Below are 19,819 nucleotides of genomic sequence, written 5' to 3'. Positions count from 1 at the left end.
TGATACTACCGTTGCTTACTACTGCTTACAAACTTAATGAAGTTTTATAATACTCAAACCTGCGCTGCATATCTGCGTCAAGCTCTTGTTTGCGATCCCAATAATAAGCAAAAGCAGAGTGAATTTGGCTCATTGTCAAATAGCGGTGGTTGAGGTGTAACTCGGCTGGACTCCACCCGTAAGCGAGATGAGCTTGTACTAATTCAATCACTTTCATTGTGGTTCCGGCGATGAGAGGAACGTTATTCTCGTCTAATTCCACCTATTTGTATTCAGTTGCAGTTAGAGTCACGGTTTTTACCTTGTCGATCGCACTTTTATACTTTTATTATATCTATTAGAGCGATCGCCCCAATCAAAACAAAACCCGCAACAGCGGGCTTTCCAGGATTTTCTCGGACAGCGATTTCCTATGTAAAACCACTGGTTGAAACCAGTGGATTAATCTTAATAACCAGGCTCTTCCTCGTACTCAGGAGTCTTAGTTTTCTCAGGGATATTCACCCGAGGAGCCTTGTAAGGCTTAGGCGCCTCATCGTCAGCCCAAGCATCGGCCTCCACATCATCCTCGTACTCGTATTCCACCGCGACCGGTTCCTTCGGGCGAGCAACCTGAGGCGTGTACTGCTTCTCTTCGTACTCGTCCTCGTAATCGTCCTCGCCGCCCCAATTATCCTCTTCATACTCATCATAATCGTCGATCGGCTCCGGCTGCGGCATCGCGCGCATCTGCTGCTGTCGCACCTGCGGCCTGTTCCACTGCGAATCCTCGTCCCAAATAACTTCCTCCACCACTGGCGTCGCTACTCGGCTGCGCATTTCTGGCGCAGGTATGCGCACGCCCGGGCCCAATTGATACTCCGTAGCCACGGGTTTCGGATAATAGCCTTGCTCGTCCTCTTCACGTTCCCAAGGTGCTTGGCCCAAACCGACGCGCTCCAGCAAGCCCACGCTAAGCTGCCTCAGCCTTTCTTCGGAACCTTCAAACACAATCAAGCGGTTGGGGCCGCTGCTGACAACTTCCTCAATTCCCAACTCGTAGGTACTGAGAACTTGGTCGGGGATTTGGGGGATTCCCAGGGAAGCGATGACGATAGAAACTAACTTACCGTCTTCCGGGTCAAACCTAAAGCCCCGCACCCTTCCCAACAGTTCGCCGGTTTCGGTAATCACTTCACTATTAATCAAAATGCTGTAGACTTCAACATCAACATCATCTTCGATCGCGCTTTCATCTTCCACCAACAGCACGTCGCCGATTTCGCTGACATTGCTGAGGAACATAAACTTCGGCATTCCAGCGACCGCAAATATATTATCACGCAGACCGATCGCCACAACTTCCCGCCTGTCAATGTCCACCCACAATTGACTGACTACACCCAAGCGCTTACCTCTGTCGCGGGTGATAACCTGAGTACCTAGAATGTCGGAGCGTTGGCAGATTTGTTCGGATGTCATCTAACTCTAATCCTGATTTATCAAGTATATATATCACTGAACACCATCATCAACAGATACTCCGGGACTACAACTTAAGTCCGATGACCTGAGTATAAGCTCCCCGCGCTTGAGTAACACCAATTGTACGCTGGGCCGATTGAATCATAGGTCGCCGCAAACTCACAACAATAAACTGGGCTTGTTCAGACTGTCGTTTTATCATTCTAGCTAATCGCTCCACATTTGCCCCATCCAAAAACATATCCACTTCATCAAAAGCATAAAACGTAGACGGGCGGTAGCGTTGCAGCGCAAAAATAAAACTCAGCGCCGTCAGCGACTTTTCGCCTCCCGACATAGAAGCCAGCCGCTGAACTGGTTTCCCCTTCGGGTGAGCGACCAAATTCAAACCGCTGCTGAAAGGGTCTTCCTGGTCATCTAGCTGGAGATAGCCGTCGCCTTCGGAAAGTTCCGCAAAGATAGTCTGGAAGTTCTCGTTAACCGCATCGAAAGCTTCTTTAAAAGCGCGCCGCCTGAGCGTGGTAAAATTTTCTATTCTCAACAAAAGTTCAGTGCGTTCTCCTGCCAATGTCGTCAATTTTTGACTTAATTCTTGCAGGCGTTCTTGAGTGCGGTTGTACTCGGACAATGCTAACATATTCACCGGTTCTAAAGCTTGAATGCGTTTGGCGATCGCCTTTACTTCCTGCTGCAACTCGGTCAAATTAGCTTTCTCGACATTTTCGGGAATCGACGGCACCGGATCGGGCATTTCCGCGCGCTGCGTTTCCATGAGAGTGCGGACGGCCGCTAATTGTTCCCGGCGTTCTTGCTGAGTTTCGTGCAGTTTTTGCAACTGCCATTGTAACTGTTGTTTGGCCAAATGTTGCTCTCGCAGTTGAGATTCGGCGCGATCGCGAGATCCCTTTTCCACACCCAACTTTTCCTCAATTTGAGCCAAAGCCGCCCTAGCTGCTGCAATCTGTGCGTCGAGTTCCAACTGCTGCGAAACAATGCGGTTAACAGCATCAGTACCCGCATTTTGCTGCACTTGCCATTCCTGCAATTTCTCGCTGCCTTCCTTAATTTTCTCCTCCAAACGCCCGAATTGATTTTGCAAGTCTACAAGACGCTGCTGGACGTTTCTGTGAGCCAATTCGCGCTCTTGCAGTTGCGCTTCTTGAGCGCGCAAACCCGACTGCATTTGCTGCCATTCGCTGTGACTGTTCGACTCTTCCAACTGCGCCAAAGTTTGGCGGTACTGCTGCAATTGAGTTTCCTGTGCGGGCAATTCTCTCTCCAGCAACTGCAATCTGGTGCGCGAATCAGTCAATTCCTGAGTATTTTTAGCAATTTGCGATCGCACCTGTGACTGCTGCGCTTGCAAATTCTTAATTTCCGACTCCAACTGTTCCAAACGTAACTGATGTTCGCGCAAACTCTGCTTTGCTTCCATAAATTCTTGGCTGCGAGTTTTGACCGAAATTGACGCGCGGTCGATCGCAATTTTGCACCGTTCCAAAATCCGCTCAATTTCCTCAAGGCGTTCTTGCAGAGATGCGATCGTCCTGGCTTCATCCCCAGCCTCACTATTAGCATCAACCGTACCAAAATGCAAGGTAGATTTATTAGCAGAACTTCCCCCAGTCATCGCCCCGCTAGTTTCCAAAATTTCCCCATCCAAAGTAACAATTCGGTACTGTCCCAAATAGCGGCGGGCATCTGTGAGGTTGCTAAACACCACCGTACTGCCAAAAACGTAAGCAAAAATTTCCTGATAGCGCCCGTCGCAGTCAATCAAATTGACAGCAGCATCCACAAAACCCGCCGCGCGCCGCAAATTTTCATTTACCGAAAACCTGCCGCCCCTAATCTTATTCAAAGGCAAAAACGTCATTCTTCCCGCCCGTTTTTGCTTCAACAATTCGATCGCAGCAGCACCCACACTGTCATTTTCCACCACCATATTACCCATGCGGCCGCCCGCCGCAATTTCCAGCGCCAACTGAAAGCGCGGTTCCACCCGGCCCAGTTGAGCCACCAAGCCACAAACTCCGCCAATTCCGCTTTGCGCGACAATTTTTGCCGTGAACGTGCCGCTGGCTTCTTGCTGGGCTTGAAACTGCACTTCTAGCTTATCTAACTTGCGCTGTCTTTCCCGCTGTTCTTCCAGCAAACGAGTTTGAGTTTCCTGTTGCAGTTGCAATTCTTGTTCGGCTGCGACTACAATCTGATTCAGCGATTCTACTTGCAAAGCCCCAACTTTTTGGGTTTCCCCAAGGCTTGATTGCTGATTTTTTTTCGCTGTAATTTCCTGTTCCAATACTTGCAGCGATTGGTTTTGTTCTTGAATTTGACTTTGCAGGCGATCGGCTATGAGGCCAATAGTAGCTTGTTCGGTGCGCTGCGGCTCCAAAGTTTGCTGAATTGTCTCGATTTGGCGGTGCAGTTCCGTTTGCTGCTGTACCCAAACTTCTGCTGTCGAGGCGATCGCATTTGCAACTTCCCGACTCCGATCTAAACTTTGTTGAGCGGCGTCGCGCTGTTCCTGAAAAATACCTATTTGAGACATCACATAGGATATTTCAATCTCAATCTGCTCCAAACTTTGCCGAAACTGCCGCACTTCTTCCTCAGTTTGTGCTATATTAGCCGCCATTTGTCCAGCAGTTGTTTCCAAATCCTGTTTGCGGTTTTGGAGTTGCCGCCGTTCCGCTTCCTGAGTGGCAATACTTGCTTGCAAAGCCAACAATTCCGACTCGCCCAAAGCTTTAACGCGAGCATTCAGCGCCTCAAGTTCAGCGGTTGCGGCTTGAATTTGGGTGCTAATTGCTTGCACTTGTTCGGTGAGAGAGGTAGAATTGCGATCGCCCGTTTCGATTTGTTCGCGCAGTTTCCACTCTTGTTTTTGCAACTGTCGGAACTTCAGCACAATTTCCCACTGCGACTTCTCTTGAAATTCCGCCCGCAACTTTTGATATTTTTCGGCTTTTGCGCGATCGTTCGCCAGTCTATCGCGCTGAGAAATCAGCTCTTTTTCGACAATGCTGCTGCGTTCTTCAACTTCCTTAACTTCATCCAACTTCTGCCGTGCGAGAGAGATTTTGCGATCGAATTGAGCCACACCAGCTAATTCGTCAATAATTTCGCGGCGTTCTTTAGCATTCATTGAAATAATGCTAGTAACGTCTCCTTGCAAAACAACGTTATAACCTTCGGGATAAATTCGCAAACGGTTCAGTTGTTCGTGCAGTTGAGTCAGCGTGCAAGGTGCGCCGTTAATGTAATAATTTGATGTGTAAGTTCCTTGACGAGTGACTCGGAGTTTGCGCGTCACACTCCACTCATCCGGTTTGGGAGTTTGAATTTTCGATTTTCGATTAGTAGCCAGTAGTTGTCCGTTGTTTTCTTGACTGGTGGCGATTTCTATTTCTTCGACTTCTTCAACAGATAACTCATCCGATTTTTGATTGGGAATTTTAGATTTTATATCTGATGATTGTCCGTTGTTGTCTTCAGTTGCTGTAATTTCGATTGCTTCTACATCTTCTGCTTCACCAGACAACTCTTCGGCTGCATTTTCTTCCTCATTCTCATTCTCATCTTCATCCCGAGCAAACCATTCATCACCCACATCTTCCAGCGCAAAAGTCGCTGTCACGCTAGCCTCAATCGTACCGCGCTTATTTTGAGCGCTGTTCACCAAATCCGGCAAACGTTCAGCCCGCATTCCCTTAGAAGTCGAAAGCCCCAAACAAAACAGCAAAGCATCCAGGATATTGGACTTCCCGGAACCGTTGGGCCCGGAAACCACAGTAAAACCAGGCAGCATGGGAATGGACGTTGTGCCGCCAAAAGATTTAAAGTTAGTTAGTTCGATCCGCTTAATGTGAACCATTTGCTAGCACTAACTTTGGCTCTAGGGTGTTGTCACAGGGTAACACAGGCATTGGGGCGATCGACAATATGTATATTTTCCGAGATAGCGATAGAACCGATATCTTACACGATAGTCAACAACCCAGAATACCTTTGGCGATCGAACTGACACTCTTCAACCCAGTTTTTCGGAAAAATAACAGGTTTTGCAGCCAAGCAGCTCAGAACAAACCGGGTTGAAGAGATCCCTGTGCGTAAGTTATGAGTTAAATAGCTTGTTGACCATCTTGCAACATCTCCACCCCCAGCCACAGCCCGAAACAAACCGTAATTTTTGATACAGATAACTTGATGGTACTAAATCAACCTTAATTTGGCGATCGCACCTGAAACCCTCACCCTGAAGGAATTCAACCAACACAGAGCCCCAAAATCCTCACATCCCCCCCTAGACATATAAAAACTTTCCGGTAAAATCGAAACCAAAATTAATAATGTATAAAGTAGCGAAACAAATATGGAGGGCAAAATCATTACACCAACTCAAAACTCATCTAACCTGTCAGCTTCACCCGAAAGCGACCAACAAGTATTGCAAATTTGGGGTCGCCAGCCCCTGAAAGGACAAGTAAAAATTAGCGGCGCCAAAAACTCTGCCTTAGTCGTCATGGCAGGAGCTCTATTATGCCCCGACGATTGCCACATCCGCAACGTTCCCGCTCTAGTCGATGTCGCCCGCATGGGACAAATTCTCTCGGCTGTAGGAGTCAAAGTACAGCAGAACGGCGACGTTTTAGATATGAACGCCAGCAACCTCATAGATGCTCAAGCTCCCTACGAATTAGTCAGCCAACTGCGCGCCAGCTTCTTCATCATCGGGCCGCTGCTAGCGCGTTTGGGATTTGCCAAAGTGCCTTTACCGGGTGGGTGCGCCATTGGTGCGCGGCCCGTTGAACTCCACGTTCGGGGCCTGCAAGCCCTGGGCGCCGAAGTCCACATCGAGCACGGTACAGTTCATGCTTACGTCAAAGGGCCGAACCGCCGCCTCAAAGGAGCCAAAATTTATTTGGACTACCCCAGCGTCGGCGCCACCGAAACTTTGATGATGGCTGCGACTTTGGCCCAAGGAGAAACCGTGATTGAAAACGCGGCTCAAGAGCCGGAAGTCGTCGATTTGGCGAATTTCTGCCGCGCCATGGGAGCAAAAATTCAAGGCGCGGGCACAAATACGATCGTCATTTCGGGAGTTGAGAAACTCCACGCGGTAGACTATGCAATTATTCCCGATCGCATCGAAGCCGGAACATTTTTATTAGCAGGAGCCATCACTCACTCAGAAATCAGTTTGTCGTCGGTAATTCCCGACCACCTGACCGCAGTTATTGCCAAATTGCAGGCAATGGGAGCGAAAATTATCGTAGAATCCGACATTGTGCGGATAATTCCCGGCAAAATTCACACCGCTACAGACATCGAAACTCTGCCTTACCCCGGTTTCTCCACAGATATGCAAGCTCCGTTTATGGCTTTGCTGACGTTGAGCGAGGGAGACAGCATCATCAAAGAAACCGTATTTGAGAACCGCTTGCGCCACGTAGCAGAACTCAACCGCATGGGCGCCGACATTCGCGTTAAAGGCAATGTCGCCGTAGTGCGCGGAGTCCCAATGCTGTCGGGTGCGCCCGTAGTCGCAACAGATTTGCGGGCTTCAGCGGCTTTGGTAATTGCGGGACTTGCAGCCGATGGTGTCACCACCATCAGCAGCTTGCAGCATTTAGACCGCGGCTACGAGCAGTTAGAGCTCAAACTCCAAAAATTGGGAGCTAAGTTGCGACGAGTCAAAGAGGGAACAGACCCCGCTAATGCTGAGTTTCCTGTCAATCCAGTGCGATCGAGTTTAAACTGCTAGTTAGTAGTTAGTGGTTATTTGTTATTGGTTGTCGGTTATTTGCGGTGCCCGCTCGCGTAGTCGAAGGGTCGAAGGGTTATGGGTTATTAGTTATGAGAACTAATAAATAACAAATAACAAATAACAAATAACAAATAACCACTGCCAACTGCCCAATGACCAACTGACTAAAATGTTAAACATCCCCCTCATCGGTTTAAAAGCAGACCAGTTTCGGCACCCGCTGGACTTGGAAGCCACCAACACTCTCAAACAACTTCCCGGACTCGATTTGATGGTGCGGCAGTTGCTGGGACAACTTGGCGAACAGTTTTTTATGCTCGAAAATCTGGCTTCCAGCGTCCAAGTCGGCGAAAATCAATTACCGCACCTGCATCAATTGCTGTTGGATGCTTGCAAAACTCTGGATTTGGAAGTGCCGCAGCTTTATGTCCGCCAGCATCCGATGCCCAATGCTTACACCTTTGCGATGCGGGGAAAACAGCCGTTTGTGGTGATGCACACTTCCCTGATTGATTTGCTCACGGACGAGGAAGTGAAAGCCGTAATTGCTCACGAGTTGGGACATTTGAAATGCGAGCACGGAGTTTACCTGACTCTGGCTAATTTAATTGTCTTGGCCGCCGGTCAAATTTCGCCTTTGGGAACCGTACTCGCCCAGGGTTTGCAAACGCAAATGTTGGAATGGTTGCGTTGTGCAGAATTTACGTGCGATCGCGCCGCCTTACTCGCCACCCAAGACCCCAGAGTGGTAGCATCGGTGTTGATGAAACTGGCCGGAGGTTCGCCAACATTAGCACCGAAACTGAATCTCGATGCGTTTTTGGCGCAAGCGCGAGCCTATGACGACCTCAGCAGCACTGAACTAGGGGAAATGCTCAAGCAAGCTCAAACAGCTCAGTTGTCCCATCCTGTACCAGTATTGCGCGCCAAAGAGATCGATCGCTGGGCAAGTTCAAAAAATTATGAATCTTTGCTTGCAGGAAATCGATCGGCGTGTTATGATAGTGAAACCACCAAAAAGGGCGGGTGGCGAAATTGGTAGACGCATCAGACTCAAAATCTGACACCGAAAGGTATGAGAGTTCGATTCTCTCCCCGCCCACTACTACAAGAGCTTAATAAATTAGGGTTCCAGACTTATCTGGAACCCTAATTTATATGGCATGGGGAATTGGGCATTGGGCATGGGCAGGGCATCGGGCATTTAACCAATAACCAATAACCAATAACTAATAACCAATAACTAATAATTTTATGGGTGAAATCGCCGCTTTAGGTGCTGCATTTGTCTGGGCTTTATCTTCCACAATTTGGCAGCGAGTCGGACAGCAAATCCCGGCAGTTGTACTAAACTTGCTCAAAGGCGCGATCGCCCTGGTCATGCTCCTTGCCACCATACTAATTTTAGGTAAATCCTTACCAGCAGTCAACCTTAATATCTTAGCAATGCTGCTCATCAGCGGTGCCCTAGGAATTGGCATCGGAGACACCGCTTGGTTTATCGTCTTAAAATATTTAGGTGCGAGGCGAGCCCTGCTTCTAGAAACCCTATCTCCCCCTTTAACAGCATTATTCGGCTTAATTTTTTTGCAAGAAAAGCTATCGCCCATTGCTTGTACTGGCATTTTGCTAACAATCTGCGGCGTAGCTTGGGTAATTGCCGAAAGAACAGCCGAAACAACCTTACCATCAAAACATCTTTGGCAAGGATTAGGGATTAGTTTATTAGGACAAACAGCCCACGCCGCCGGAGCAGTTTTATCCCGCGCCGCCTTCACTCAAATAGATATCGATCCCTTGTGGACAGCGGCGTTGCGTTTGAGCGGCGGTATGGCAGTCATGCTGTGCTTTCTCAACCCCACAAACATTGATAGTTTCCAACAATTAAAAGCACCTAAAACATTAGGTGCAATAATTTTAGCAGCTTTTTTAGGAACCTATCTGGGAATTTCCTTGCAACAGACTTCGCTGAAATATGCACCCGCAGCCATCGCTCAAGCACTCAGTTCTACAAGTCCCCTATTTGTACTGCCTTTAGCCGTACTCGCGGGCGAAAAAGTTAGCCTTCGGGCTGTTTTGGGCGTGGTTGGTGCGATCGCTGGCATCGCGCTATTATTAGGTTTGAGGTAATGCAATTTGAGATTTGATATCATCTTTGCAAACAAACAACATCATAAAAGAGGTTCGATTGTTAGGAATGCGAGTCCCCATCCATCAAGGACTCGCATTCCTAACGATCGAACAGTCAATAATTCCTACTCAAAAACATCGACATCAAAAATACTTGACATTCAATTTGTAGCAGTGTACTATAGAAGTAGTGCAAAAAATTAAAAATATGAGACTAAAAAGTTGGGAGTCTCCCCGCAGCGAGGGCAGAAACTCCAAAGGCAAAGGCGGCTCGGCAAGAGCTCGACAGCTCAAAAAGCAACAGCAAACTCTCCGGAAACGGTTAAAAGCTCAGGGCGATAGACCAAACGATCGACCAAACCAACAACAAATCAACCTAGGGAAGGAAACCGATAATTCCTTCCCTTTTTTTGTATATTTGGGGCGCTGCTCAATCCCGCTGAATGTTCGGACAAATCATCCCAGCAAGGCTCGCGGGTTCCGGTTGCTCTTGCCAGCGGTTAAGAATACCTTGCAACTCCCCCTTCAAAGTTTCTAACGCTGCAATTTGCCCGGAAATTGCCTCAACCTTCAAAGTTAGATGCTGCTTCGCTTCCGAGCAAGGCAACTCTCCCCGATCGCGAACTTGTAAAATATCATTAATCTCCTGAAGCCTCAAACCCAGAGCCTGAGATCGTTTAATAAAAGCTAACCTGTTGAATACCGCTTCCTCAAACAACCGATAACCAGCAGGCGAACGCTTCACTGCCGGAGACAGCAAGCCCATCTCTTCATAGTAGCGAACAGTTTTCACAGACAAACCGCTACAGGCAGCTACGGAGCCAATTTTGTACAGTTTCTCGGCAACAGAAATATTCATAAACTAAGCCTCAAAGATCGAAGATCGAAAGACTTTTCTGACCCTATCTTTAATATTGTCTCAGATGCAGGCTGGGGCGATCGCCATCCCCAAAGTCCCATTCCCCGATCGACTTAATAAGGAGGATTTTTCTTAGACACATTGTTGAGCGTCGGTAACTGAGGTCGAGAAGACACAGGAGGAAGATAGTATTCGGCAGCAGGTGCGGGTTGTTCGGTTCCAGAGCGGTAACTTTGCCACCAGCGGAGACCCATCGCCACCCCAGCAGTACCCAGCCCAAAAGCCAATAAAGAGCCGCTCGCACCAATGCTGCCAATAGCTGCATCGACAACGCCCACTGTCATAACAAAGCTGGTAATTGGCTCTTTACGGTAAGCTGACTTCAAAAGTCGCGTCCACGAAGCATTCATGTGGTTTTACTCTGTTCTATATTTATCTACAATCTCTAAAACTTAGAGTTGGCGGTGCGATCGAGATTTCTAGCTTTGAAACTAGCTTTACCTCAATTAATCTTCTCGCCTGTCGGGAATTGTACGGGAGCGAGGCCAAATTGCCAAGCTTGTCTCATCAAAATTTCATCCGAGATACAGATTGCCAGTTAGCTCTTGCATTGTCTGAACCGATGTTTCTCGATCGACTTGTCGCTGGGCTTGTTTCTAATTAATATTCTAATCAATTCCTGAATCGATCGCGGGCAGCAGGGTGACACCCAGCAGACTGAGTGTCCAGACCAAGTGTGAGGCCGATCCGCCCAAAAACGGGTACCAGCCCCGCCAGCTCAGCCGGAGTCAATCTCAACCAAAATTTTAGATTCAACGAATGCCAAGCGGGGACTGCTCCGGTTCTTACTCCCAGATAAATCTGCCCTTGTCGATCTAAAATCTCAAATTTCAAATCGACTCACCGCGCCATTGCTAAAATTAGTTGAGACCTAACCAGGCCAGCAACCCCTGCCCTGTGACATACTCGATAATTAAAGTTAGGGAAAAACCGATCATCGCGGCTCGACCGTTCAGGCGTTCCGCGTAGCTGTTGAAGCCAAACTTTGGTTGTTCCAGTTTGGGAGTGATGGTGGGTTGTAGTTGTGTCATTGCTTGAGATACCTTGCGATCGACGCTATTAAGAGGTGAAATCGAATGTTAGTTACAAATCTTAAACATTTCTGATTCCATTATAAAGATGGTTAACCACCATCAACCGTCCGCGCTAAAAAAAAACTGCTGCCAATTAAAACCACTCAATTATATGCGCTCAAAATATGACTAATCAGTTAGATAACGATAAGCTTCCGGTAGCTGCACAGCGAGTTGCCTTTGCCCTTCGTACAGCAGGCTGGGTGTGCTTCTGGGTGCAGTCAGTGCTGGCGGTGGTGGCAACGATCATTTTGCTCTTTGCCATCCCGTTTGCCATCCCCAGCGCTACCGCCCCAGGGAGCTCAACCAGTGCCGGCACCGGCGGTGGCGTCTTTTTTGCCTTGTGCGGGCTCGGAGTCCTCGGTTACAGCGTATTTCGTGCTTGGAGGTTCACCCGCTTGTCGAGAGAGTTGCGATCGCCCGCCAATGCTGCCCGCCCTAAAAAAGCAGACACAATCAAACAAGTGCAGTTGACACTGATGAGCAACTTATCAGGAATGCTGCTGACTCTGATCGGCGCAGAAGCCATCAGTGGCACGCTGTTAGCTAAATCTCTAGCTCAGCCGCAAGCTTTGTTTGGTGCCGCCGTTGATTTCAGCAGATTTATTCAGCCTTTAGACATATTTGTGGTATTGGCCAATACTCACGCCACTGTTGCCCACTTTGTCGGCACGATCGGGAGTTTGTGGTTGCTCGATCGCATTCACAAGCAATAGAAAATGGGAATGGGGCTGCGCAGGGCATGGGGCATGGGTTATTGGTTATTGGTTATTAGTTATTGGTTATTGGTGAGGGCCTAGTGAAGTACCCGACGCTCATTGCTAGGCAATAGAGCGCGGGCTTCCCAATTCATCGGCAACAGCCTGGGAAGTAGTAGACTTGCGCCCATACTTCTTTGGTCTTACATTGCCTCCAAGGGCAGTAGCGCTGCTTCCCAACGCCAATATCCGCAAGCCTTCATGCTTAATATTTATTGCCGCATTGATGTCTCTATCATGCCGTTCCCCACAGTGAGGGCAATCAAACATCCTGATCGACAAATCCATCTTGGCCACTCGCTGTAAAGTGTTTGAGCACAAATGAGAGGATGGGAAGAAGCGCTCAACTTCGAGATAGACTTTACCTTCCTGCTCCGCTTTGTACTTAAGCATGGTGCAAAACGTTCCCCAGCCAACATCACTGATGGCTTTGGCGAGGTTGTGATTCTTCACCATGTTTTTGACTGCGAGGTTTTCCACCACGATAACTTGGTTCTCGTTGACTATCTTGCGGGATAGTTTGTGGTGAAAGTCTTCACGGACACGAGTGATTTTTGAATGCACCCGCGCCAACGCTTTTTTGGCTTTACGCCGCTTATTAGTGGTTTGATCTTTTTTGCGACATAGCTTACGCTGCTTTCTTTTCAGGTTCCGCTCATGCTTCTTAAGATGTCTGGGATTTTGATACTTGGAGCCATCGGAAGTGACGGCAAAATCAGTTAATCCCAAATCAATCCCAATCGCTTTACCATCATCGCTGGATTCTGGCGAATCAATACCATCATCTATCAACAATGAGGCATAGTAGCGACCGTCTGGCATCCTTGATACTGTTACGGCTTTCAACTTCCCAATTAATTCGCGGTGAATTTTAGCTTTCACCAAACCGAGATTACCGGGGAACTTGATTTGACCTTCATCCAATACCTTAACGTTAGCCGGGTATTGCAATGATTGCCGACCGTTTCTGGTCTTGAATGTTGGGTAGCCTGTACGTCCATCAAAGAAGTTGCCGAAAGCAACGCCCAGATTCAATACAGATTGCTGTAAGCACTGCGAATAACAGGTAGACAACCATTCATGTTCAGCCTTCCATAACGGAATCTGTTTCTTCATAGTCATCGCTGAAACGCCACGCCCTGTCTCCTTATAGGTTTGAGACATGACATTGAGCGACTGATTCCAGACCCAACGCACACAACCAAACGCCTGAGCAAGGTGAGCTTGCTGGGTTTCGGTTGGGTAGATTCGGACTTTGACAGCTTTCAGCATTAGTTGTTAGAGTGCTTATACGATCAGTCTAACACAAACAAGGCAGGCTGTGTGGGAATTGTCGGTTATATTTCGGGGAGTGTGTTTATCACGTAGGTGGAGATTTTCCTGTCCTGCGGAACCTTTGCAACCTCCCAACCTCGATCGACCAGGCTCTCATCCCGACACTCATCTTGCAGATAGAGTGCGGGGCTTCCCGCCGAGGTAGCTAATGCCCGATGCCCGGCTCCGGCCTTCTTCGCGATGCCCTCTCCCCTAACCGACATCCGGAATCGCTGCCAAGCAGTCGAAGAACGTACTCAGATACCTTCTAGCAAGACAACACAAACATCATGGCACTGAAACCCGAGGCTTATTTTGGGGTGACAGATCACGCAACTATTGAAGTTTCTCAAGAAAGTTTTCGTTCTGTCCTCGGTCAAATAGAAGCTGAACTCCTGTGTAGCGACACCTACACCCAAGCTCTAGCTAGCTTACAAACTATGTTGGGTTCCGCAGCCTCTGCTGCTGAAATTTTAATTAGAGCAGTTAGCAGAGAAGCTGTGAAGCTCGCATTTGACCGATTTGGCAAACCAAACAAAACGGAAATCCAAGTCGCCCAAGACAATTTCGCTGCTGCAAGTGACGCGGCATCCTATATTAGAGAAGTAGAACCGTCAGTACCTGCTCCTGTTTTCTATTGGCGCAGCGCTACTTTGGAAGCGCCTTCGACAACCGAACCCGAGACTGAAAATTGCGGAGACACTTACACTTCAGAAGAAAGCAAACAAGCGCCTCAAGCTGAAATTCAAGTTGAGTCCGCTGCACCGGCACTAACTGTTATTGCTCCCGCCAAATCCTTCCCAGGGTTCGGTTTTCCCCAGAAGCAGAAAAAAATCACGAAGGAAGAAGCAGCAGCAATAGCAACTCAACAGCGAGAAGAATGCCTGCAAGAGTTGGGTAGAGAATTGCGCAAGGGGCGGCAAATTCGATCGCTCTCCCTCCAGCAACTGCACAGTCAAACTCTTGTGCCGCTGCACCACATCGAAGCGATCGAAAATGGGGAAATTGAGAAACTGCCCCAAGATATTTACGTTAGAGGTTTTATCCGCAGATTGGGCGACGCCTTGGGACTAGATGGCACCGCGATGGCTAATGCTTTGCCAAAACCCGCTCCGAACCCCATAATTCCCAGCACCTATTTGTCTGCTTCCGACTCCGACTCGGGCGAAGGCTTTCAAATGCATCCCGTGCATTTATACATCGGTTACACCGCTTTGATGGCTGGGGCGATAGGGGGTGTAGGTTGGCTGTCGCAGCAGCCCGTGGTACCAGGAGCCAATGCAGTGCAGCCACAGGTGACACCGCCCGCCTCTGTTGCACCGTCTCCAAAAAGCCAAGAAAAAGCGCCTCAGCCGGGTTTGAAGAAGTCTCACAACGGGGCCATGATTGTGGGGGCTGACATGGCACCGCCGGAGGTGATTTTTGGCTAGAGTGGAATACGCGATTGTTAGCGCTTGTCATTGCGAGGAACCAAGCAATCGCAGTATCTTTTGTTCACAGGGTTTTGCCGATCGAACTTTCTTATCTAAAGTGTATTGGGTGAGAGTGTGTCGGACGATCGATCCTCCGACACACTCTTGGCGCAGGTGAACTCGCCCACCTGAGTTTCCCAGCTCACCTTTACGGGCCAAACAGCTTGAAGACATCAGTCCTGGAGAATAATTGCGATTAAAATTTTAGTTGCATCCCCCACTTTTGATCTATGTGTAGAGTCAAATCTCAAATCTCCGATCTCAAATTGCCCCGTCTTGTACCAAAAGTGCATTTTCAACGGCATCAGGAAACCCAATATGTGCGATAAACTATCTATTTGACCACTCCTAAAATAGGTTTCCGATAAGATGAGTTCCCCAGCCACCGCTGCTTCCTCCGATATCGAGCCGGTATCGACTCAGCCGCCAACAGTCACGAGTTTGGCTGTATCGCACAGTGCTTTGGTACCAACTTCTCAACTGGCACAAAAATCTTGGACAATAGAAGATAGCGAGAAACTGTACCGCATTCAAGGTTGGGGCGAGCCCTATTTTTCGATCAATGCTGCCGGTCACGTTACAGTGTCTCCCAAGGGCGATCGCGGCGGTTCTCTGGACTTGTGCGAACTGGTAGAATCGCTCAAGCAGCGAAATTTGGCTTTGCCGCTGCTGATTCGATTTTCTGATATTTTGGAAGATCGGATCGATCGCCTAAATTCCTGTTTTGCCAGAGCGATCGCCCGCTACAATTACAAAAATGTCTATCGCGGTGTCTTTCCAGTCAAATGCAACCAGCACCGACAATTAATTCAAGATTTGGTGCGTTTCGGTCAACCCCATCACTTCGGATTGGAAGCCGGCTCGAAACCAGAATTAATGATTGCTTTGGCGACCTTAAAAACCCCGGGCGCTTTGTTAATTTGTAACGGTTACAAAGACCGCGAATACATCGAAACTGCGATTTTGGCGCAGCGGCTGGGTCAAACTTCGGTAATTGTGCTAGAGCAAATTGAGGAAGTAGAACTCGCAATCGCCGCGAGCATTGCATTAGGAATTAAACCGGTTTTGGGAGTGCGAGCCAAACTCACGACCAAAGGCGTTGGGCGCTGGGGAGGTTCCACGGGCGATCGGGCAAAATTTGGCTTGACAATTCCTGAAATTATCCGCGCCGTCGCCCAACTAGAAAAAGCTGGAATGCTTGATTGTTTGCAGTTGCTGCACTTCCACATCGGCTCTCAAATTTCCTCAATTAGCGTCATCAAAGACGCCATTCGAGAAGCCAGCCACATCTATGTAGAATTAGCTAAATTGGGAGCTAACATGAGCTACTTGGACGTAGGCGGCGGGCTAGGGGTTGACTACGATGGTTCTAAAACCAACTTCCACGCTTCCAAAAACTACAATATGCAAAACTACGCCAACGACGTAGTAGCCGGAGTCAAAGATGCCTGCGACGAGCGGAAAATTCCTGTACCAATTATCATTAGTGAAAGCGGGCGGGCGATCGCATCTCACCAATCAGTCTTAGTTTTTGACGTACTCGGAACTAGCGATGTTCCCAGAGAAATACCAGAACCCGTAGACGAAAACGCGCACCAAATTCCGCGCAATCTCTACGAAATTTACCAATCTATCAGTCCCGAAAATTACCAAGAAGTCTATCACGATGCTATCCAATTCAAGGAAGAAGCAGTTAGTTTATTTAACTTAGGCTATTTGGGAATTGCGGAACGGGCGAAAACCGAACAGTTGTACTGGGCTTGCTGCGATAAAATACAGGCGATCGCGCGGCAAAAAGAATACGTATCGGACGATTTGGAAGACCTAGAAAAGGTGATGGCATCCATTTATTACATCAACTTATCTGTTTTTCAGTCAGTACCAGACAGTTGGGCAATTAACCAATTGTTCCCAATAATGCCAATTAATCGGCTCGATGAAGAACCGACTCAGCGCGGTATTTTAGCCGATCTCACCTGCGACAGCGACGGCAAAATCGACCAATTTATCGATTTGCGAGATGTCAAGTCTGTGTTGGAGCTGCATACTCTCAAACCCGGAGAACCTTACTATTTGGCGCTATTTTTGGGAGGTGCTTATCAAGAAATTATGGGCAACCTTCACAACTTATTCGGCGATGCAAATACAGTGCACATTCAGCTAACGCCTTCTGGCTATCACATCGAACACGTTGTCAAAGGGGACACGATGAAAGAAGTTCTCAGCTACGTACAATACGATGCAGAAAGTTTGGTTGAAAGCATCCGCCGCCAGACAGAAGCAGCTTTGCAGCAAAATAAAATTACTCTTTCGGAGGCTCAACTTTTACTGCAAAATTACGAGCGGAGTTTGGGTCAATATACTTATCTTCAGTCCTAAAATTCAGGGTGCAGCAAGAGCGCCTTACCAGAATTGAAAGCTGAGATAATCACCGTAAAAGTAAGGTGCGCAGTGCGCACCTTACCTGAAAAAATTAGCAATTAGCAATTAACCATTAATCAGTATGACCGAGAATTTCTGCGATCGCCCGCCGCTCTTCTCCGTGCTGAGTCGGTAAAACTTGGCGAGCGTCAGTAATCAGCCAATCGAGAGCTGCTGCTTGCAAATCGATCGCCGCCCCAGTTTTATCAACGCAGTAGCGTCCGAACACCAGTTTGTCAACTAACCGCACCTCCGGGCCCAAACGGGAATACTCAAAAATCACGCTATTTTCCACAGTCGCCCCGCTACACACCCAACAATTCGGGCCGATCATTGTTGGGCCGACAATTTTGGCTCCGTCTTCAATAATCGTCATCCCGCCAATGTAAACAGGCCCGGTAATATCAACTTTATCCCAGTTGACAGCTACGTTTAAACCAACGTAAATGCCGGGACGCACTTCAATTCCGGGAACCGAAACATTTTTAATTTCTCCCAACAGCACGCTCTGAATTGCCCGCCAATAGTCAGGAACTTTGCCAATATCAACCCACTCAAAGTCCATGCTAATCCCGTAAAACGGCGCGCCTGCTTCTACTAGCTTGGGGAATAACTGGGAACCGATATCGTACTCGGTATCAGAAGGAATGTAATTGAATATTTCTGGTTCAAAAATATAAATACCAGTGTTGATGTCGGTACTCAGAGCTTCCTCTACAGAAGGTTTTTCTTGGAAAGCTTTAATTTTGCCAGACTCGTCAGTAACTACAACACCGTAACTGGAAACTTCATCCCGGGAAACAGATTTCATTACAATAGTAGCGATCGCCCCTTTTTCCCGATGCCACTTCACAGCAGCAGTCAAGTCCAAGTCAATCAAAGCGTCGCCGCACAGCACGACAAAAGTATCATCAAAAAACGGCGAGAAGTCCTGAATTCGTCTCATACCGCCAGCCGAACCGACGGCTTCTCCAATCATTTGTCCGTCTTCAATTCGCCCTTCAAAAGAATAGCCAATTTGTACCCCAAACTTTTGACCGTCGCGGAAGTAGTTTTCAATCACGTCGGCCAAGTGGGAAACATTGACCATAATCTGGTCAAATCCGTGCTGGCGGAGCAATTCAACCAAAAACTCCATCACTGGCTTTTGCAGGATGGGAATCATCGGTTTTGGTGTCGTGTGAGTAATGGGACGGACGCGAGTGCCTTTACCGGCCGCCAGAATCATCGCTTTCATTATTAACTTCCTCAACCCTCTGTTAATTGATATCAACTCAACAATTAGATGCTAGCGGTTGCGACCTTTATCGATCGCAGCACCCTGACCTGTTTATAGGCGATATCCTACCAGGCTATCAATCATTTATGCCCAATTTACCTGGATTTAACCAACCAGGAATCAGAAATCAGAAATAATCTCAAGTCCGGGTGAATGTACCTAAAAGTCCTCTAGAAGCAGGTTCGTCCGGCTCTCAAGAGTTCCAAACACTGGTAAACCCGCCCCGGAAGCCTATCTGATGCACATCCAAGCTCAAAGCGCCCGGATTTTGAGGTCTTGGTAAAACTCCTCTTGAAGCAACTCTACTTTAGACTGAGCCGAGAGCAGCAACAACGCCCAAAAAACACCCACGCGGTCATACTTTGGTAAATGAACTTCCTCAGTCGCGGGCGGGGGGTCTGGGTGGACAGAGGAGTTAAAACCGTGATGATGCCACAGTTCCAGCAATTTGTCCAAGTCCAGCCAACCCTCGTCAATTTCCTGGCCCCGTTCTGCTAGAAATCGATCGAGTTCGCTAGCAGTTTCCACGAGATTTTCTTGGTGAGCTAGCTCAAAGATAGCCTGAGCAGCTTGCGATCGCATTTTTGAAGTCGGGCGGCGGCGAGGAGCAACAGTCTGCTCCATCGCAGCTTTCATGAGCTGCAATTGCTCGATTAGTTCTGGGAGAGTCACCGGGCGTTTTTGTGGGAGTTGAGCTACACCGCGACGGCGCAGTTGTCGCTCCAGATGCTGCGGCAAATGTCGCCCTCCTGAGTGCTCTGTGTCTTCGAGGGCGGCTTCGTCCACTTCGGGATTCGGCGGGGGTTCACAGAGGACAATACTTTCTGCTTTGAGCAAAACCAGCATTGAAGCGTACAAAAACGCTTGGCCGGAGTGGGACAAATCGGAGAAATCTGAACTCTGATCGGCATCACAGGCGTTGGTCAGCTTGCTCAAACATCGATCGAACACTTCAATGACTTTAACGTCCCAAGGATCGATTTCTCCCCGTTCTGCTAAATCAATTAAAATTGCGATCCCCTCAGAAATCGTTTCTAAACCATCAGGGTCTCTGGAAACAACCATTCGATTTTAGATTTTAGATTTAGGGCTGATACACTCGCCTACAAATAAACAGGCTTGTGTTATACCAATTTAATGGGTCGTTGCACATATCTCGATCCCCCTCGCATCCCCCTTAAAAAGGGGGACTTTGAGAAGAATCTTGTCCCCCCCTTAT

16 protein-coding genes and 1 tRNA gene are annotated in these 19,819 nt (G+C 48.2%); 8 read left to right on the top strand and 9 right to left on the bottom strand.

Annotated elements, in window-relative coordinates; all coding sequences use genetic code 11:
- Positions 1–25 precede the first annotated feature (25 nt).
- From QT974_RS12310 to smc, 3 genes are all read right to left on the bottom strand, one after another.
- Positions 26–262, bottom strand: a complete 237-nt coding sequence (locus tag QT974_RS12310) for a DUF433 domain-containing protein (RefSeq protein ID WP_333468766.1) — start codon at positions 260–262, stop codon at positions 26–28.
- A 185-nt stretch (positions 263–447) separates the two neighbouring features.
- Positions 448–1,461, bottom strand: coding sequence for a PRC-barrel domain-containing protein (locus QT974_RS12305; RefSeq protein WP_333468765.1), 1,014 nt, complete (start codon positions 1,459–1,461; stop codon positions 448–450).
- 67 nt (positions 1,462–1,528) lie between these two features.
- Entirely contained in the window at positions 1,529–5,341 is a 3,813-nt protein-coding gene (smc, locus tag QT974_RS12300) for a chromosome segregation protein SMC (RefSeq protein ID WP_333468764.1), read from the bottom strand.
- A 29-nt stretch (positions 5,342–5,370) separates the two neighbouring features.
- Here smc and QT974_RS12295 point away from each other — a divergent pair, with 29 nt between their 5' ends.
- From QT974_RS12295 to QT974_RS12275, 5 genes are all read left to right on the top strand, one after another.
- Positions 5,371–5,562, top strand: coding sequence for a hypothetical protein (locus QT974_RS12295; RefSeq protein ID WP_333468763.1), 192 nt, complete (start codon positions 5,371–5,373; stop codon positions 5,560–5,562).
- 277 nt (positions 5,563–5,839) lie between these two features.
- Positions 5,840–7,231, top strand: coding sequence for a UDP-N-acetylglucosamine 1-carboxyvinyltransferase (gene murA, locus QT974_RS12290; protein ID WP_333468762.1), 1,392 nt, complete (start codon positions 5,840–5,842; stop codon positions 7,229–7,231).
- Between the two features lie 172 nt (positions 7,232–7,403).
- Complete coding sequence (locus QT974_RS12285) at positions 7,404–8,276, top strand: M48 family metallopeptidase (RefSeq protein ID WP_333468761.1); 873 nt, start codon at positions 7,404–7,406, stop codon at positions 8,274–8,276.
- Positions 8,255–8,336, top strand: a tRNA-Leu gene (locus QT974_RS12280). The genes QT974_RS12285 and QT974_RS12280 overlap by 22 nt, the downstream gene beginning before the upstream one ends.
- Before the next feature lie 152 nt (positions 8,337–8,488).
- Positions 8,489–9,364, top strand: a complete 876-nt coding sequence (locus QT974_RS12275; RefSeq protein ID WP_333468760.1) for a DMT family transporter — start codon at positions 8,489–8,491, stop codon at positions 9,362–9,364.
- A 430-nt stretch (positions 9,365–9,794) separates the two neighbouring features.
- Here QT974_RS12275 and QT974_RS12270 read toward each other — a convergent pair whose 3' ends face one another.
- The 3 genes from QT974_RS12270 to QT974_RS12260 all read right to left on the bottom strand — a co-directional run bounded on the left by QT974_RS12270 (position 9,795) and on the right by QT974_RS12260 (position 11,314).
- On the bottom strand, positions 9,795–10,223 hold the full coding sequence (locus QT974_RS12270; RefSeq protein ID WP_333468759.1) for a heavy metal-responsive transcriptional regulator: 429 nt from the start codon (positions 10,221–10,223) through the stop codon (positions 9,795–9,797).
- 113 nt (positions 10,224–10,336) lie between these two features.
- Positions 10,337–10,633 (bottom strand): hypothetical protein, encoded by a 297-nt coding sequence (locus QT974_RS12265; RefSeq protein WP_333468758.1) that lies wholly within the window; start codon positions 10,631–10,633, stop codon positions 10,337–10,339.
- A 510-nt stretch (positions 10,634–11,143) separates the two neighbouring features.
- Positions 11,144–11,314, bottom strand: a complete 171-nt coding sequence (locus QT974_RS12260; RefSeq protein WP_333468757.1) for a hypothetical protein — start codon at positions 11,312–11,314, stop codon at positions 11,144–11,146.
- A 167-nt stretch (positions 11,315–11,481) separates the two neighbouring features.
- On the opposite strand from QT974_RS12260, the gene QT974_RS12255 reads away from it, so the two are divergent.
- Positions 11,482–12,072: a DUF3611 family protein gene (locus QT974_RS12255; protein ID WP_333468756.1), complete on the top strand. Its 591-nt coding sequence runs from the start codon at positions 11,482–11,484 to the stop codon at positions 12,070–12,072.
- Positions 12,073–12,177: 105 nt separating this feature from the next.
- On the opposite strand, the gene QT974_RS12250 is transcribed toward QT974_RS12255, so the two are convergent.
- Positions 12,178–13,386, bottom strand: a complete 1,209-nt coding sequence (locus QT974_RS12250) for an RNA-guided endonuclease InsQ/TnpB family protein (RefSeq protein ID WP_333468755.1) — start codon at positions 13,384–13,386, stop codon at positions 12,178–12,180.
- A 332-nt stretch (positions 13,387–13,718) separates the two neighbouring features.
- On the opposite strand from QT974_RS12250, the gene QT974_RS12245 reads away from it, so the two are divergent.
- The gene (locus QT974_RS12245) at positions 13,719–14,858 is read left to right on the top strand and encodes a helix-turn-helix domain-containing protein (RefSeq protein ID WP_333468754.1); all 1,140 of its coding nucleotides are present in this window, start codon (positions 13,719–13,721) and stop codon (positions 14,856–14,858) included.
- A 411-nt stretch (positions 14,859–15,269) separates the two neighbouring features.
- Complete coding sequence (gene speA / locus QT974_RS12240) at positions 15,270–17,279, top strand: biosynthetic arginine decarboxylase (RefSeq protein ID WP_333468753.1); 2,010 nt, start codon at positions 15,270–15,272, stop codon at positions 17,277–17,279.
- 115 nt (positions 17,280–17,394) lie between these two features.
- Here speA and QT974_RS12235 read toward each other — a convergent pair whose 3' ends face one another.
- Positions 17,395–18,558: an NDP-sugar synthase gene (locus QT974_RS12235; RefSeq protein WP_333468752.1), complete on the bottom strand. Its 1,164-nt coding sequence runs from the start codon at positions 18,556–18,558 to the stop codon at positions 17,395–17,397.
- Positions 18,559–18,852: 294 nt separating this feature from the next.
- A complete protein-coding gene (locus QT974_RS12230; protein WP_333468751.1) occupies positions 18,853–19,665 on the bottom strand; it encodes a segregation/condensation protein A in 813 nt (270 codons plus the stop codon).
- Positions 19,666–19,819: the final 154 nt, after the last annotated feature.

This window comes from Microcoleus sp. BM001215392, assembly GCF_036700185.1.
In the GTDB taxonomy this organism is placed as follows: Bacteria; Cyanobacteriota; Cyanobacteriia; order Cyanobacteriales; family Microcoleaceae; genus Microcoleus.
Note: the sequence above shows the minus strand (reverse complement) of the source record. Positions and strands in the feature narration are given on the sequence as shown.

Excerpts from the sequence above, each read along its gene's own strand:
- QT974_RS12305 (WP_333468765.1), bottom strand. The coding sequence starts at position 1,461 with ATGACATCCGAACAAATCTGCCAACGCTCCGACATTCTAGGTACTCAG.
- smc (WP_333468764.1), bottom strand. The coding sequence starts at position 5,341 with ATGGTTCACATTAAGCGGATCGAACTAACTAACTTTAAATCTTTTGGC.
- murA (WP_333468762.1), top strand. The coding sequence starts at position 5,840 with ATGGAGGGCAAAATCATTACACCAACTCAAAACTCATCTAACCTGTCA.
- QT974_RS12285 (WP_333468761.1), top strand. The coding sequence starts at position 7,404 with ATGTTAAACATCCCCCTCATCGGTTTAAAAGCAGACCAGTTTCGGCAC.
- QT974_RS12275 (WP_333468760.1), top strand. The coding sequence starts at position 8,489 with ATGGGTGAAATCGCCGCTTTAGGTGCTGCATTTGTCTGGGCTTTATCT.
- QT974_RS12270 (WP_333468759.1), bottom strand. The coding sequence starts at position 10,223 with ATGAATATTTCTGTTGCCGAGAAACTGTACAAAATTGGCTCCGTAGCT.
- QT974_RS12265 (WP_333468758.1), bottom strand. The coding sequence starts at position 10,633 with ATGAATGCTTCGTGGACGCGACTTTTGAAGTCAGCTTACCGTAAAGAG.
- QT974_RS12260 (WP_333468757.1), bottom strand. The coding sequence starts at position 11,314 with ATGACACAACTACAACCCACCATCACTCCCAAACTGGAACAACCAAAG.
- QT974_RS12255 (WP_333468756.1), top strand. The coding sequence starts at position 11,482 with ATGACTAATCAGTTAGATAACGATAAGCTTCCGGTAGCTGCACAGCGA.
- QT974_RS12250 (WP_333468755.1), bottom strand. The coding sequence starts at position 13,386 with ATGCTGAAAGCTGTCAAAGTCCGAATCTACCCAACCGAAACCCAGCAA.
- QT974_RS12245 (WP_333468754.1), top strand. The coding sequence starts at position 13,719 with ATGGCACTGAAACCCGAGGCTTATTTTGGGGTGACAGATCACGCAACT.
- speA (WP_333468753.1), top strand. The coding sequence starts at position 15,270 with ATGAGTTCCCCAGCCACCGCTGCTTCCTCCGATATCGAGCCGGTATCG.
- QT974_RS12235 (WP_333468752.1), bottom strand. The coding sequence starts at position 18,558 with ATGAAAGCGATGATTCTGGCGGCCGGTAAAGGCACTCGCGTCCGTCCC.
- QT974_RS12230 (WP_333468751.1), bottom strand. The coding sequence starts at position 19,665 with ATGGTTGTTTCCAGAGACCCTGATGGTTTAGAAACGATTTCTGAGGGG.